This window comes from Ferrimonas gelatinilytica (assembly GCF_039544205.1).
Classification (GTDB): Bacteria; Pseudomonadota; Gammaproteobacteria; order Enterobacterales; family Shewanellaceae; genus Ferrimonas; species Ferrimonas gelatinilytica.
On sequence record NZ_BAABLF010000004.1, the window covers coordinates 120,608 to 134,186 of the forward strand.

Annotated in this window: 13 protein-coding genes and 1 riboswitch; of the genes, 2 read left to right on the plus strand and 11 right to left on the minus strand. The window is 62.0% G+C overall.

Going from position 1 to position 13,579, the window contains the following annotated elements:
* Nucleotides 1–1,833: a DNA helicase RecQ gene (recQ, locus tag ABD997_RS01940; protein ID WP_345315325.1), complete on the minus strand. Its 1,833-nt coding sequence runs from the start codon at nucleotides 1,831–1,833 to the stop codon at nucleotides 1–3.
* Nucleotides 1,834–2,027: 194 nt separating this feature from the next.
* On the opposite strand from recQ, the gene rarD reads away from it, so the two are divergent.
* On the plus strand, nucleotides 2,028–2,957 hold the full coding sequence (gene rarD / locus ABD997_RS01945; RefSeq protein WP_345315326.1) for an EamA family transporter RarD: 930 nt from the start codon (nucleotides 2,028–2,030) through the stop codon (nucleotides 2,955–2,957).
* Here rarD and ABD997_RS01950 read toward each other — a convergent pair.
* From ABD997_RS01950 to hemC, 4 genes are read right to left on the minus strand one after another with little or no spacing between them, the layout of a single operon-like run.
* Nucleotides 2,921–4,099, minus strand: a complete 1,179-nt coding sequence (locus ABD997_RS01950) for a heme biosynthesis HemY N-terminal domain-containing protein (protein WP_345315327.1) — start codon at nucleotides 4,097–4,099, stop codon at nucleotides 2,921–2,923. The two genes, rarD and ABD997_RS01950, sit on opposite strands and share 37 nt — an antisense overlap.
* Nucleotides 4,099–5,508 carry a uroporphyrinogen-III C-methyltransferase gene (locus tag ABD997_RS01955; RefSeq protein WP_345315328.1) on the minus strand — a complete coding sequence of 470 codons (1,410 nt, stop codon included), beginning with the start codon at nucleotides 5,506–5,508 and terminating at the stop codon, nucleotides 4,099–4,101. Before ABD997_RS01955 ends, ABD997_RS01950 begins: the two co-directional genes overlap by 1 nt.
* A complete protein-coding gene (locus ABD997_RS01960) occupies nucleotides 5,483–6,226 on the minus strand; it encodes a uroporphyrinogen-III synthase (RefSeq protein ID WP_345315329.1) in 744 nt (247 codons plus the stop codon). Before ABD997_RS01960 ends, ABD997_RS01955 begins: the two co-directional genes overlap by 26 nt.
* The gene (gene hemC / locus ABD997_RS01965) at nucleotides 6,226–7,158 is read right to left on the minus strand and encodes a hydroxymethylbilane synthase (protein ID WP_345315330.1); all 933 of its coding nucleotides are present in this window, start codon (nucleotides 7,156–7,158) and stop codon (nucleotides 6,226–6,228) included. The genes ABD997_RS01960 and hemC overlap by 1 nt, the downstream gene beginning before the upstream one ends.
* Before the next feature lie 216 nt (nucleotides 7,159–7,374).
* On the opposite strand from hemC, the gene ABD997_RS01970 reads away from it, so the two are divergent.
* Complete coding sequence (locus ABD997_RS01970; RefSeq protein WP_345315331.1) at nucleotides 7,375–9,699, plus strand: class I adenylate cyclase; 2,325 nt, start codon at nucleotides 7,375–7,377, stop codon at nucleotides 9,697–9,699.
* Nucleotides 9,700–9,708: 9 nt separating this feature from the next.
* On the opposite strand, the gene ABD997_RS01975 is transcribed toward ABD997_RS01970, so the two are convergent.
* The 6 genes from ABD997_RS01975 to moaA form a co-directional block, all read right to left on the minus strand.
* Complete coding sequence (locus tag ABD997_RS01975) at nucleotides 9,709–10,380, minus strand: TIGR01621 family pseudouridine synthase (protein ID WP_345315332.1); 672 nt, start codon at nucleotides 10,378–10,380, stop codon at nucleotides 9,709–9,711.
* 127 nt (nucleotides 10,381–10,507) lie between these two features.
* Nucleotides 10,508–10,954 (minus strand): molybdopterin synthase catalytic subunit MoaE, encoded by a 447-nt coding sequence (gene moaE / locus ABD997_RS01980; protein ID WP_345315333.1) that lies wholly within the window; start codon nucleotides 10,952–10,954, stop codon nucleotides 10,508–10,510.
* 37 nt (nucleotides 10,955–10,991) lie between these two features.
* Nucleotides 10,992–11,240, minus strand: coding sequence for a molybdopterin synthase sulfur carrier subunit (moaD, locus tag ABD997_RS01985; RefSeq protein WP_345315334.1), 249 nt, complete (start codon nucleotides 11,238–11,240; stop codon nucleotides 10,992–10,994).
* Complete coding sequence (gene moaC / locus ABD997_RS01990; RefSeq protein WP_345315335.1) at nucleotides 11,240–11,731, minus strand: cyclic pyranopterin monophosphate synthase MoaC; 492 nt, start codon at nucleotides 11,729–11,731, stop codon at nucleotides 11,240–11,242. The genes moaD and moaC overlap by 1 nt, the downstream gene beginning before the upstream one ends.
* The gene (moaB, locus tag ABD997_RS01995) at nucleotides 11,728–12,258 is read right to left on the minus strand and encodes a molybdenum cofactor biosynthesis protein B (protein ID WP_345315336.1); all 531 of its coding nucleotides are present in this window, start codon (nucleotides 12,256–12,258) and stop codon (nucleotides 11,728–11,730) included. The genes moaC and moaB overlap by 4 nt, the downstream gene beginning before the upstream one ends.
* Nucleotides 12,259–12,305: 47 nt before the next feature.
* Nucleotides 12,306–13,286 carry a GTP 3',8-cyclase MoaA gene (moaA, locus tag ABD997_RS02000; protein WP_345315337.1) on the minus strand — a complete coding sequence of 327 codons (981 nt, stop codon included), beginning with the start codon at nucleotides 13,284–13,286 and terminating at the stop codon, nucleotides 12,306–12,308.
* Nucleotides 13,274–13,432: riboswitch (molybdenum cofactor riboswitch) on the minus strand. It overlaps the preceding gene by 13 nt.
* Nucleotides 13,433–13,579 lie beyond the last annotated feature (147 nt).

Genomic DNA, 13,579 nt, shown 5'->3' on the forward strand with positions numbered 1-13,579 from the left:
TTACAGGGCGTCCAGGTACTCCCGGATCAGAGTGAGGAAGGGCGCCCCATAGCGTTCCAGCTTTCTCTCCCCAACCCCGTTGATCGCGAGCAGGGCCCACTCCGTCGTGGGTTGCTCCGCGGCCATCTCCGCCAGGCTGGCATCGTTGAACACCACGTAGGGGGGCACCCCATGTTCATCAGCCAGGGTTCGGCGCAGTTGTTTGAGTCGGGCGAACAGCTTGCGATCATAACTCTGCGGCAGTGCCCGGCTTCGGCGACCGCTCGACTTAGCCACCACCAGTCTAGGTTCTGCCAACTCCAGGCTGCGCTCTCCCCTAAGTACCGCCCGCGCCGCCGGTGTGAGTACCAGCACCGAGGAGCGGGTAATATCCTGCTGCACCAACCCATGGTGGATTAGCTGACGCAGCACCGACAGCCAGTGGTCATGGCTTTTCTCCTTACCGACCCCCCAGGTAGAGAGCTTTTGGTGGCCCCGCTCCTGCACATTCTGGCTTTGACTGCCCCGAAGCACCTCGATGATGTAGCCCATGCCGAAACGTTGACCCACCCGATAGATGCAGGAGAGGGCTTTTTGCGCATCCTCGGTTCCGTCGTAACGCTTGGGGGGATCGGTACAGATATCGCAGTTACCGCAGGGCTCATGGCTGGGCTCATTGAAGTAGTTCAGCAGCACCTGACGTCGACAGATCTGTGCCTCAGCAAACGCCGCCATGGCATTAAGCTTGTGCAGATCCACCGGGTTGGGCTCGCTCTCCCCCTGCTCGAGCAGGTGGCGCACCCGGGCGATGTCCGCAGGGTCAAACAGCAGCACCGCCTCCGATTCCAACCCGTCCCGACCGGCTCGGCCGGTCTCCTGGTAGTAGCCCTCGATGGACTTGGGTAGATCCCAGTGCACCACGAATCGGACGTTGGACTTGTTGATCCCCATCCCGAAGGCCACTGTCGCCACGACGATATCGGTGCGATCCCTGAGAAACGCTTCCTGAACCTGACTGCGCTCGGACGCCTCCATACCGGCGTGGTAACCGGAGGCGGCGAACCCTCGCTGACGCAGCTTTTCCGCCACCTCGTCCACCCGACGACGGCTCCCACAGTAAACAATGCCGGCATTGCCCTTCTGCTGCTTCAGGAAGGTCACCAGCTGCTCGAGGGGGCGCACCTTGTCCACCACGGTGTAACGAATATTGGGCCTATCGAAGCTGGAGAGGTGGGCATAGGGCTCCACCAGCGCCAGGCGCTGACAGATGTCGTGACGGGTCGCTAGGTCGGCCGTAGCGGTCAGCGCCATCACCGGCACCGAGGGAAACTCCTGTTTGATCCAGGCCAACTGGGCGTATTCAGGTCGGAAGTCGTGCCCCCACTGACTGATGCAGTGGGCTTCATCCACCGCCACCATGGAGAGGCGCCACTGCGGCAGCCGCATCCTTAGGTCACGGCTCATCAGCCGCTCCGGCGAGATATAGAGAAGCTTGATCTCACCCCTATGGATGGCGTTGAAGAGTTCGGCACTCTCCTCACGACTCAGGCTGGAGTTTAGGGCGGCGGCTGCCACACCGGACTCCCGCAACGCATCCACCTGGTCTTTCATCAGGGAGATCAGTGGCGAAATCACCAGGGTCAACCCCGGCAGCATCAGCGCCGGCAGCTGGTAGCAGATGCTCTTGCCTCCCCCGGTGGGCATGATTACCAAGGCATCCCGACCCGCCAGCACCTGCTCCACCACCTCCCGCTGCCCCTCACGGAACGCGCGGTAGCCAAACACCTGCTGCAAACAATCGGCAGCATCGGTGTTCAGGGGTGAAGTGGCGTGTTCGGAGATCGTAACTTCCATGGAGGAGCACCGGTGGCAAACGGGAACCGCATTTTACGTCAGCACCGGTCACTTTGTCCCGCCGCCTTACGGCGTTTTTTCCCGCTCAGACTTTTCTCATTAACCCGCATAAATTGACTAGGGTGATAGCGTCAAACGTGAGCAGGGCCGCTATAATGCCCCGCCCTTTTTACCATCAGGTACCCAGACCCTCCATGCCAGATAACTCCGTTCGCCAAGGTGTGATTTACGCCATTGCCGCCTACCTGATGTGGGGGATTGCCCCCATCTACTTCCATGCCATCACCGAGGTACCGGCGGATGAGATCCTGATGCACCGGGTATTCTGGTCCTTTTGGCTGGTGCTGATGATGGTTAAGGTGGGGGGGCAGATGGGACAGATCCGCGCCCTGATGGCGCAACCGAAAAAGCTGGGAATACTGGCACTTACATCGGTGCTGATCGCGGGTAACTGGCTAATCTTCATCTGGGCTGTCACCAACGGGCATGTCCTCGACGCTTCCCTGGGTTACTACATCAACCCGCTTCTCAACGTGGCGCTGGGACTATTGGTGCTGGGAGAGCGCCCCACCCGGGTACAATGGGCGGCAGTGATCATCGCCGCCATCGGGGTGCTGGTACAGTTGGTACAGTTTGGCTCGGTTCCCTGGATCTCCCTGGCACTGGCGGGTAGCTTTGGTGCCTACGGACTGCTGCGCAAGCAGGTCAATCTGCAGGCCACCACAGGACTGCTGATGGAAACCGCCCTGCTGCTGCCTTTGGCGCTGGTCTACTGGTTCTGGTTGGACTCGCCCACCGCCAACTTCGGTAATAACACCATGAGCCTGAACCTGCTACTGATCGCCGCCGGCGTGGTCACCACACTGCCCCTGCTGGCCTTTGCCGGTGCGGCGGTGCGGATCCCCTTCTACCTGCTCGGCATGCTGCAGTACATCGGGCCCAGCGTCATGCTGCTGCTGGCGCTGACCCTGTTTGGTGAATCGATGGCGCCGGGACAGATCTGGACCTTTGGCTTTATCTGGGCAGCCTTGCTTCTACTGAGCCTGGATGCCCTGAACCGGGCGCGGCAACATCGCCGCGCCCGACGTCAGACCCGCTCAGGTACCATCGACTCGACCAGCTGACGGTAGCTGTTGAGGGCCGCATCGCGCAGGCCCAGGCGCTCCTGTACCGCCCCGAGTGCCCGCCAGCGCGCCGGAGTGGGTTCCCCCTCCAGGGCCGCCTGGCGATGGGACAGGGCCTCCCGCCATTGCTGCTGTTGTTCCGCCAGTGCGGCATAGCAATCCAGCAGGGCCGGGGTACGGTGGTCGGGGTAGCGGCGTTGTAACACATGGGTCACGGACTCGGCGGCGTCGCCAGCGATCTCCGGTAGCAGTGCCAACAGCTCGGGCTGGGGCTGACTCCTGTCCAACTTCTCCAGCAGCAACTTGCGAGCCACCTCAACCGCCTCAAAGCGAGCCAACCCGCGCAGGTAGGCCAGTTGAACCCGGATGTCCCGACGGAGGGCCCGACTCAGCCCTTTCCAGCGCTGCTCCAACGCAGGCAGCGCGGTCTGCTGCGCCAGGCAGGCGACCTCCACTTCCGCCGGCAGCTGGGCCAGCTGTGCCTCCGGCAACACCTTGTGTCGCGCCAGTTGGGGAATCAAACGGGCCAGGGCATCCCAGTCCCCCTGTTTGCGATAGAGATTGAGGGCCTGGCGCAGCGCCTGGGGTTTCTGCCGCTGACGTTCACTGAGAGCGTCCCAGCGCTGACGTGCTTCCGCCAAGCGATCATCCTCGATGCAGTACCGGATCCGGGTCAGGGCGACGGCCGTATCCGCGCCCTTGATCGCCTCCGCCTTATCAAGGTAGGACTGGCAGGCCGCATCATCACCTCGGTGGTGTGCCGCCCGGGCGGCCGCGAGCAGATTGACCGCGGGCAGTGGCCCAGATTGGACGCCCCTTGCCATCAAGGTTTCTGCCCGCTGCCAATCCTGTTCGGCCAACGCCAGTGCGCCGTTGAGGGTCTGTTGACGGGCCTTCTTGCGCCGGCGGCGGGTGGGATAGGCCAGGGTGAAGCCGGTAACATTAACGCTTTTCACCACTACCCACTCCACCAGCTGCAGCAAGCCGAAGCCGACCACGGCGATCACCACGGCGGCGACCAGCGAGGTCTCAACAGTCCAGTCAGCAACGGAGATAAGCACATACCCCTTGTGCTCGATCAACGTTGGCCCGAGGAAGAGCCCCGCCAGGATCAGCACCGCGTAAAACAGCAAGCGGACCATCAGCGCCCCTCCCCGTGCAGACCCAGGCGTTCGGCAACCAACTCAGACAGGGGGTCGGCCACACCGAAACGGATAGGCTGGGGGGCGGCGATCTCGGTGCTTTGCCACTGTTCAAGCGCCACCAGCGCTCTCTGCACGCGACCATCGTCTAGGTCGAAGTAGTCGCGGATCCAGCCTTCGGCCGTACCCAGGATCTCCACGTAACTGGCTTGGTCGGCATGATAGAGCGCCAGCTGAGCCTGCATCAGCTTGCCCTTGATGTGCTCACGCAGGTACCAGTCCTGGTCCGGCGCCAGCAGCGGCTGCACCGCCCCATCCCGGCGACGGATGGTAATAAAATCATCCACCAGGGCATGCCAGCTCTTCACCAGGTTGCTTCGCCAATCGCTGGTTGCCGCACTCAGCGCCGTCGGATCCTCATCCGCTACCGGCTCCGGCAGGCTGACCTGGTTCAGCGGCAGATTGTCTACCTGCTGAATCAGGGCCTCCATCTGTGCCACCAGGCCGGCGCGATCCACCCGGGGCAACTTGGCCAGGGTGGCCAGGTCCGCCGCCAATGCTCTTCGAAGCGGCCCGATGCTGGGGTCGTCGAGCTGGGCCAGGCGCTGGTCGGCGTCACTGAGCAGTGCCTGGGCAGTCGCCGGATCCTGCTCAAGCCACAATTTACGGCCGGCCATCCGTACCAGGTAATCCGCTTCCGCCAGCATCCAGTCATGGGGCTTGCGCGCCTGCATGCGCCGGCGCTCCTGCTCCACGCTCAGCTGCAGCTGGTCTTGCTGATCCTGCAGTGCCGCCAGTTCAGAGGCCTGGGCTTGACGGGAGGCCGCGGCCTGCTCGATACGGCCCTCCAGCACCCGGGACTGACCCTCAAGGGACTGCTCCAGGGTGGCGATCCGGGCCAACAGGCCCTGAGCACTGGCCTGCTTGGCTTGCTCCTGTTGCCACTGCCACAGGGTGAACCCAGTTCCGCCCAGTGCCACCAGCAAAGCCAGCAGCGCCATCACCAGAGCCAGCGCTCCCCTTGGCCCACGATGAGCGGCGGATGACGTTTCATCGGTAGGGATAGAATCAGAGTGTGAAGCCGGGGCTCGGCGATCGGCATCGGCAGGTTGACCAACTGTAGGCTTGGCGGTGCTCTCTGGTTCAGAGGAACGCTCTGTCTTCTCCTCCTCTCCCGCGGCCTCATGGGCAGGGGCAGGACGAGACACGCCTTCGGTCGGTTTGTCCGAACCGGTGGGCTTCGGCGCTGTCACCTCACTGGTGGCTTGGGTCGGTGGCTCCTGGGGAGCGCCAGTCTCAGACGGGCTGCGCTCGATGGCGCCACTGTCCGGCGCACTGGAGTGAGCGCCGGCCCTTTTACGCCGGGTTCGGGGTTTGCGATCCTTAGGATCCTTGGGGGTGTTCTCCATAATGGGTCAGCTTTCCTATACAACCGAGAATGGCGTCATCTCCCGCTCCACCCAGCACGGTAACATGCTGACATCCCCGTTGCCGGGCCAGCTGTGCCACCCGCTCCACCGGCACCAGCCAGTGGCACTGTCGCAACCAGGCATGTTGCGCTAAGGGCAATAAGCTAAAGAGATTTTCAAGAATTTCGCCGCTGGTTGCCAGTATGGCGTCAACCCCGTCCCGATGCCAGCCCTGCACCAGAGTGGCACCATCAAGCTTGGGCGGAACCCGTCGGTACAGTATCCATGGGCGGATCTGAAAGCCCCGTTGGCTGAGCGATTCTGCCAGGGTTTCTCTCCCCCCCTCCCCACGGACAATGACAAAGGGCCCCTCCCGAAGGGCCTTGAGTTGGGAAAGCGCCAGGACACCTTCGCTGGTTTGCTGATCCTCAGCCGGGTAGAGAGCCTCGACCCCACAGTTCGCCAGCGCCTCGGCCGTCCCAACTCCCACAGCGAAGCAGGGCAACTCCGGCCAGCGGCCCCCCAACGCTTTGTCCGCCAGGGCAACCGCGGTACGGGAAACAAAAAACGCCCCCACCGCCCCGCTGAACGGCGCCGGTGGGGGCGTCAAAGCCTCGATCGCCACCATGGGGCAGATGCTGCTGGCCACGCCCCGTTCCGCCAGAGCTTGCCGTAACGTTTCGTTGCGCCCTTCCGGGCGGGTCAGCAGCAGATGCATCAGCGCTCGCCGTAGACCTTGGCCAGAATCGCACCGGCACCCTGTTCACTGAGCTTACCCGCCAAGGTACGTCCCAGCGATTCGGCTTCTGACACCGGCCCACGGATCTCATCCTGCAACAGCAGGCTGCCATCGGGATCCCCCACCATGCCGCGCAACCAGAGGGAATCCCCCTCGATCTCGGCGTAGGCCCCGATCGGCACCTGGCAGCCCCCCTCCAGAGCGGTGTTCATCGCCCGCTCCGCCAGCACCCGGGTGCGGGTCGGCGCATGCTCCAGCACGCTGAGCAGTTCGATCAGCTCGGCATCATCGAGTCGGCACTCGATCCCCACAGCACCCTGGCCGTTGGCTGGCAGGGATTGCTCTACGGTGAGGATGGAAGCGATGCGATCCTCCAGTTTGAGTCGCTTGAGCCCCGCCGCCGCAAGGATGATGGCGTCATACTCACCGGCATCGAGCTTGGACAAACGGGTGCCCACGTTACCGCGCAGATCGCGGATCTGAAGGTCCGGCCTCAGCGCCCGCAACAGACACTGACGACGCAGGCTGGAGGAGCCAACGACCGCTCCCTGGGGTAGATCTTCCAGGCAAGCGTAGTGGTTGGAGACGAAGGCATCACGGGGATCCTCCCGCTCACAGATCACTGTCAAACCCAACCCCTCGGGGAACTCCACCGGCACATCTTTCATGGAGTGCACCGCGATGTCCGCCCGACCCTCCAGCATGGCAACCTCGAGCTCTTTAACGAACAGCCCCTTACCACCCACCTTGGCCAGTGGCGTATCCAGGATAATGTCACCCTTGGTGGTCATTGGAACCAAGGTGACGGTTAAATCCTCGTGGGCAGCCTCCAATTCGGCTTTGACAAACTCGGCCTGCCACAGGGCAAGGGGACTTTTACGAGTAGCGATACGGATCTCAGTACGGGCCATCTAACATTCCTTGGCGAATCAAGTTGCACGCTTGCTATCAAGCGGTTGATGGCCCTCATGGTGCCACTGTTTTTTTGTTGGAAAAAGGCAACATGTCGCGCCCTTGAGATAAAAGTCGTTAATCCTGACTTAAAAAGGCGATCCCGTTCACGATTTTCTCTTGTCTGCCACTACTGTTAATCTTGTCACACTCCCCTCAACAGGCCCGGTTCCCACGTGCGTGATCCCTCCGCCGATATCGCCCTAAGCGCCGAACTGAATCGACAGCGGCTCGCTCGAGCGGAGCAGCAGCTGGGCCGTCACGCCGAACTGCTGCGGAAACTGCCCCTGTGGCTGCACCAGAACCGGCCGGACCAACCCGGCTACGTGGCGGGCGCACTCTGTGGCTTTGTCAGCCCGCCGCTGCTGTTTCCCGATGCGGCCGATACTGGCCCTCTGCTAGGCCTTTACACCATGGGCAGCACCGGCAGCTTCGGCCAGGCTGCCGATTCCGACATCGATTGCTGGCTGATCCATCCCGTTGACACCCCCAAAGGGGAACTGACACGACTGAGAACCAAGTGCGACGCCCTCACCGCCTGGTTTGAACGGCAGGGGCTGGAGCTGCACCTCTACCTGGTGTCTCCGGACCTGCTCCATCGCGGCCAGCAGGAGGGACTCTCGTTGGAACACAGCGGCTCAGCGCAGAACTGGCTGCTGCTGGAGGAGTTTTACCGCAGCCATATCCACCTCGCCGGACTGCCGCTGGCCTGGTGGCCCGGGGCACCGGAGGATCATCCCGAGCTGCTCAATCTCGGCTCACTGCAGCACCTGCCCGCCAGTGAGATCTTCGGTGCCGCCCTGTGGCAGCTGTTCAAGGGGCTGTCCCGACCGCATAAGGCAGCCCTCAAGGTTCTGCTGCTCGAAGCCTACGTGGCGGATTATCCGGACCTGAGGATCCTCAGAGACGAGCTTTGGTTCCGGCTGCGCTCGGGCCAGCGGGGGCCGGAGATCGATCACTACCTAATGCTGTACCAGCGCATCAACGACTACCTGCTGCGTCAGCATGACCGACAGCGACTCACCCTGGCCCGCCACTGCTTCTACCTCAAGTGCGCCTTGCCACTGAGTCGGCTGGAAAGCCAGGCAGACTGGCGTTACCCCGCGCTGCGTCGACTGGTCGCGAACTGGCACTATCCTGCCAGGCTGATGAAGGATCTCGATAACGCCCGCCAGTGGCATGCGGGCAAAGTGCAACGGGCGAATCGGCGGCTGGATAACCTGATGCTGACCAGCTACCAAAAACTGACGGGGTTCGTCACCCGTCTGAAGTGTCCCCCCCAGCTGAAGCTGGACGAGATGGCACTGTTGACGCGAAAACTCTACGCCCGTTTCGACGCCGAGCCCGCCAAGATCCCCATGCTCAACCACCTCTGGAGCCATTCACTCGAAGAGCCCGAGTTGACCATGGTCTCGGTGCAGGGCAGTGCCCACCTGGCGCCTGGGTGGTACCTCTACCGCACCGCACCGGATCCGCACCGGCTGTTTGGCGAGACGGCGCTCTACCACGGCGACAGCCGGCAGGCCTGTTTAATCTGGGCGGTCAGTAATGGTCTGGTCGGCGACAACACCCTGGTCCACTGCCATCAGGCCGGGAGGCACTGGCACAGCAAGCGGCTTACCGCCCTGGCCCAGCGGCTGCAAACCCATTGGCGCCAGCCACCGGAGCGCGCCCTGCAGGCCCTGGCTGAACCTTGGCGCTACACCCGGCTGAGCGTCCTGTGCAACCTGGAGTGGGATCCCAGTGCGCAGTGGCAGGGCTCGACCCGCTGGTTCAATCGCTCCCCCTTCAGCGTTGGATCGCCGGCCCGTAACCTGCTGGGCAGTGTCACCCTGCTGACCGAGAACTCCTGGGGGGAGCGTCACTGCTACGGCTTCCGGGATCCCGAGGGGGTGCTGAAGCTGCTGGCCCAGATGATCGCGGGGTTGAGCCGTCGTCATGCCCCCATTACGGTCCCAGTGTTCGGGGCTGCCCGGCGTCACAATGCCTGGTTGGAATCGCACCTAGCTGCGCTGGTCCAGCACAGCCTGCACTGCTTTGCCGAGACCCGTGCGGAACGGATCCCCTTCTGGCCACTGCAGCTGGGAGACCAGAATTATGGCCTCTACTTCGAGCCCCAGGGCCTGCGCTGGCAACGTCTGGCTCAGGATGCCGAGCCGCGGCAGCAGTTTCAGCAACATGGCGTCCTGCTGCTGCCCCAACCGGATCTCGGCGACGACCCCTACAGCAAGGCACCGGCGATCTTGCGCCACTATGTCCGCAAAGGGGTGGTTCAGGTCTTTGTTCGGGAGCGGGTAAAGGAGAGTGACCTCTACTTGGTGGATGCCCAGAACCGCATCAGTCAGCTGTGCAGTCCCAACAGCGAGCTCGGTGCGCTGATCGCCCGACTGAACAAGCCTACGCAAATCGGAACGCGAGAAAATGCCTTCGACCTGCCCCAGTTTTATCGGCTCAGTCCGGGCCCGGATGGTGAGCTGCGCGTGCTGCCGCTGAGCCTCTAGCTTCTGCTTTTACTGGCCTTTGGGCCATACCGGGGGCTGCTGTTGCCAGACCTCCAGTTGCGCCATCAACTCTGCGGTCAGGAAGGCTTCCCCCTGGCTGGGCGGGCTCCAGTAACGGTAGTGGTGTCCACCCAGCTCAAAGGCCAGGCTCAGGGCGTGCAGGTAGGTTCGATCTGCGGCCTTGCCGCCATAAAGGGGGTCCCCAAGAATGGGGGCACCTAAGCTTTTCAGCGCCACCCGGATCTGGTGGGTTCGTCCGCTGCGAGGACGCAACAGGAAAGCGCGCTCTCCGGGGCGAACGGAGGCGCTGACAAACTGGGTCAGTGCGTAGTTCTCCCTGCCCTTGGTCAGCTTCCAGGCACTGCGTCGGGCCTTGACCATGCCCCCCTTTACCGTGCCCTGCTTGCGCTTGGGCTTCTGGTGCGACAGCGCCAGGTAACGCTTCTCAACCTGATGTTCGGCGAAGCGCTCCGTCAATGCCGCCGCCGCCGCCGTTGTGCGGGCCAACAGCAGCAGTCCCGAGGTCGGAGTATCGAGCCGGTGCACCGCAAAGAGCTTCTCCCCCCGCTGCGCCTCCAACTGCGCCACCAGACCCGGTTGACCGTCCTGGCTGTGGAAGTGGACGCCGGCGGGCTTATCCACCAGCAGGAAGTCGGGGGTTTCATCGATCAGGGGGATCATCACAGCTCCGAATGGCAGAAAAGCGACGGGCAGTATAGCGGCATCCTCCCAACCTTTCCCGCCAGTGGCCTCCCGAAAAAACGACAAAGCCCGCGGTTGCGGGCTCACTGTCGATTCGGGAACAAGCTCAGCGTTGCCACTGCTCCGTCGCCTGTTGATCGGCATCCTTAGCGTCGACCCAGACGGTACCCTCATCACTGGTCTCTTTTTTCCAGAAGGGGGCCCGAGTCTTGAGAAAGTCGATGAGGTACTCGCAAGCGGAAAAAGCCGCCTTGCGATGGGCACTGGAGACGCCGATAAAGACGATCTGGTCACACAGCCCCAACTCCCCGACCCGGTGGATGATGGTGACTTGATCCAGCGGCCAACGAGCCCTGGCCTCCGCCTCGATCTGCTCCAACACCGACTCCGTCATGCCGGGGTAATGTTCCAGGGTCATGGCGCTGACATTTTTGCTGTCACCAAAATCTCTCACCTTTCCGACAAAGGTGACCACGGCGCCGCAGCCGGGATCCTGCGCCAGCTTGGCGTACTCGTCGGCGACGCTGAAATCCTGGGTTTGTACAGAGATCATAAATTTACCTTTAAAGAGCAGGCAGTTTGCCAGGGCCTTATCCGCCGGTCACCGGTGGAAAAAATGCCACCTCGTCACCGACACTCAGCTCCGTGTCCCAACCGGACAGGGTTTGGTTCACTGCCACCAGGACGTTGCGATCCTCCAGTGCCAGGCGCCACTTGTCGCCCCGCGCAAGCAGCTGTTGGCGCAGGTCATCCGCCGTCAGATTTTCAGTGGCTTCCACTTCCACCTTATCGACCCCGATCACCTCTCGGATCTGTGCAAAAAACAGGACCTTGATCATTACTGCTCCACCTTACTTTCTACCCGGAAGTGGCCGGACTTGCCGCCGCGCTTTTCCAACAGGCGCACCCCTTCAACCACCATATCCTTCTGTACCGCCTTACACATGTCGTAGATGGTCAGCGCCGCTACCGAAGCGGCGGTCAGGGCCTCCATCTCCACGCCCGTTTGACCCGCCAATTTGCAGACAGACTGGATCCGAACCCGGTGATGGTCCGGCTCTGGGATCAACTCCACCTCCACCTTGGTCAGCATCAACGGGTGACAGAGGGGGATCAGGTCCGAGGTTTTCTTGGCAGCCATGATCCCGGCGATGCGCGCCGTGGCAAAGACATCCCCCTTGTGATGGCGCCCCTCCATGATCATCGCCAGAGTGTCCGGCGCCATGGTGATGATCGCCTCCGCCCGGGCTTCCCGCTCGGTCACCGACTTTTCGGTGACATCCACCATGTGGGCGTCACCGGAGGCATTGATGTGGGTAAATCCGCTCATCCTTCCGCCTTGACCGTTTTGAGGTGGGTGACAAAGTTGCAGGGACGGTGAGTGGCGTCCAGCTGCTCCTTGAGGATCTTGGTCCAGCCGGTGCGGCAAGCCCCGGTCGAGCCGGGCAGACAGAAGATGGCGGTTTTGTTGGCCATGCCGCCAATGGCGCGGGACTGAACGGTGCTGGTGCCAAGCTCCAGGAAGGTGATATGGCGAAACAGCTCTCCGAAACCCTCGATCTGCTTGTCAAACAGGGGTGCCACCGCTTCCGGCGTGGAGTCGCGCTCGGTGAAACCTGTGCCCCCGGTGGTGATCACCACCTGCACATTGTCCGACGCGATCCACTCTGAGAGCACCGCACGGATGGTGTATTTGTCATCTTTGATGATGCGGCGGTCCACCAGGTTATGCCCGGCTTCCTGCAGGTTATCGACCAGGTACTGACCCGATTTATCGTTTTCCAATGTGCGGGTATCAGACAGGGTCAGAACCGCTACGTTGAGCGGTACAAAGTTGGCTTGCGACAAGTGTCCCATAAAGTGTTCTCATGTTTGGCGGCCCAACCATCGCGTGGGCCAAAGTGCTATCCGCCGATGGAGGCCAGGTGCGGCGTGGCACCGGAGTTTCCATCCTGCAGGTAATGGGTGGCTTCCTTTTGCCCCAGGGCAGCATGCAGGCGTGCGACCAGGGCGTCCTGCTGCTCCTCGGCGCCGAGGAGATCACGCAGCTCGATGCCCGCCTCGGTGAACAGGCAGAGGTGCAGTTTACCAATGGCGGAAACCCGTAATCTGTTACAGCTGGCACAGAAATCCTTGGAGTAGGGCATGATCAGTCCGATCCGGCCAGCATAATCTGGATGGCTGTAGTTGAGCGCCGGGCCATCATCGGCGCCACGGGGATCCAAGCGCCAGCCTTCAGCCAGTAGCTGCTTCTGTATCACGGTGCCACTGAGGTGGTGAGCCTGGAAATAGTCGTGGTGCAGCCCCGTCTCCATCAACTCGATGAAGCGCAGGTCCACCGGCGTTTGGCGGATAAAGCGCAGGAATTGCGGCAGCTGGTCGCCATTCAACCCTTTGAGTAGGACCACATTCACCTTCACGGCGTCGTAACCCACCTCCAACGCCCGGTCCAGCCCACGCATCACCTGGTCGAAACGGCTGTCCCCGGTGATCCGGGCAAAGCTGTCCTTCTCAAGGCTGTCGATTGAAATGTTGACCTGCCTGAGCCCCGCGTTGAACCAGGTCTGCGCCTGTTCCGCCAGGCGGTAGCCGTTGGTTGTGGTGGCGATACGCTCAACTCCGGGGGTGGCCGCCACCTGCTCCAGCACCGCTTCAAAATCCTTGCGCAGGGTAGGTTCACCGCCGGTTATACGCACCTTTCGGGTGCCAACACGGGCGAAGCCGGACAGCACCCGACGGATCTCATCCAGGTTCAAGAATCGGGATTTACCCGCGGGCTGGTAGCCGTTGGGCAGACAGTACTGACACTTGAAGTTACAGGCGTCGGTGATAGAGAGACGCAGATAATGGAATCGGCGCCCGAATCGGTCTTGCAGCTCTTGCATGTGTCACCTTTCCTAAAATCGAGGAAGGCAGGCCAACTTTCTCAACCTACCCCGGTGGCGAAATTGCCACGGCCAACGGGCCATATCCCACGAAGCGTTTCGGACGGGGACTTAGGTGCCGCAGGCTCGGCTCACAACTGCTTGCAGTGTAAAGTATAGCCAGCACCATGAACAATCGATGAAGTTCAAAGTTTTGCCCACCCTGACAGAGGATCCCCTATGGATCTCTCTTCTCACCGGCAAACCCAGCTACCCGGCCCTCGCTCAACGCACTGTGAAACCCTGTTACTTTT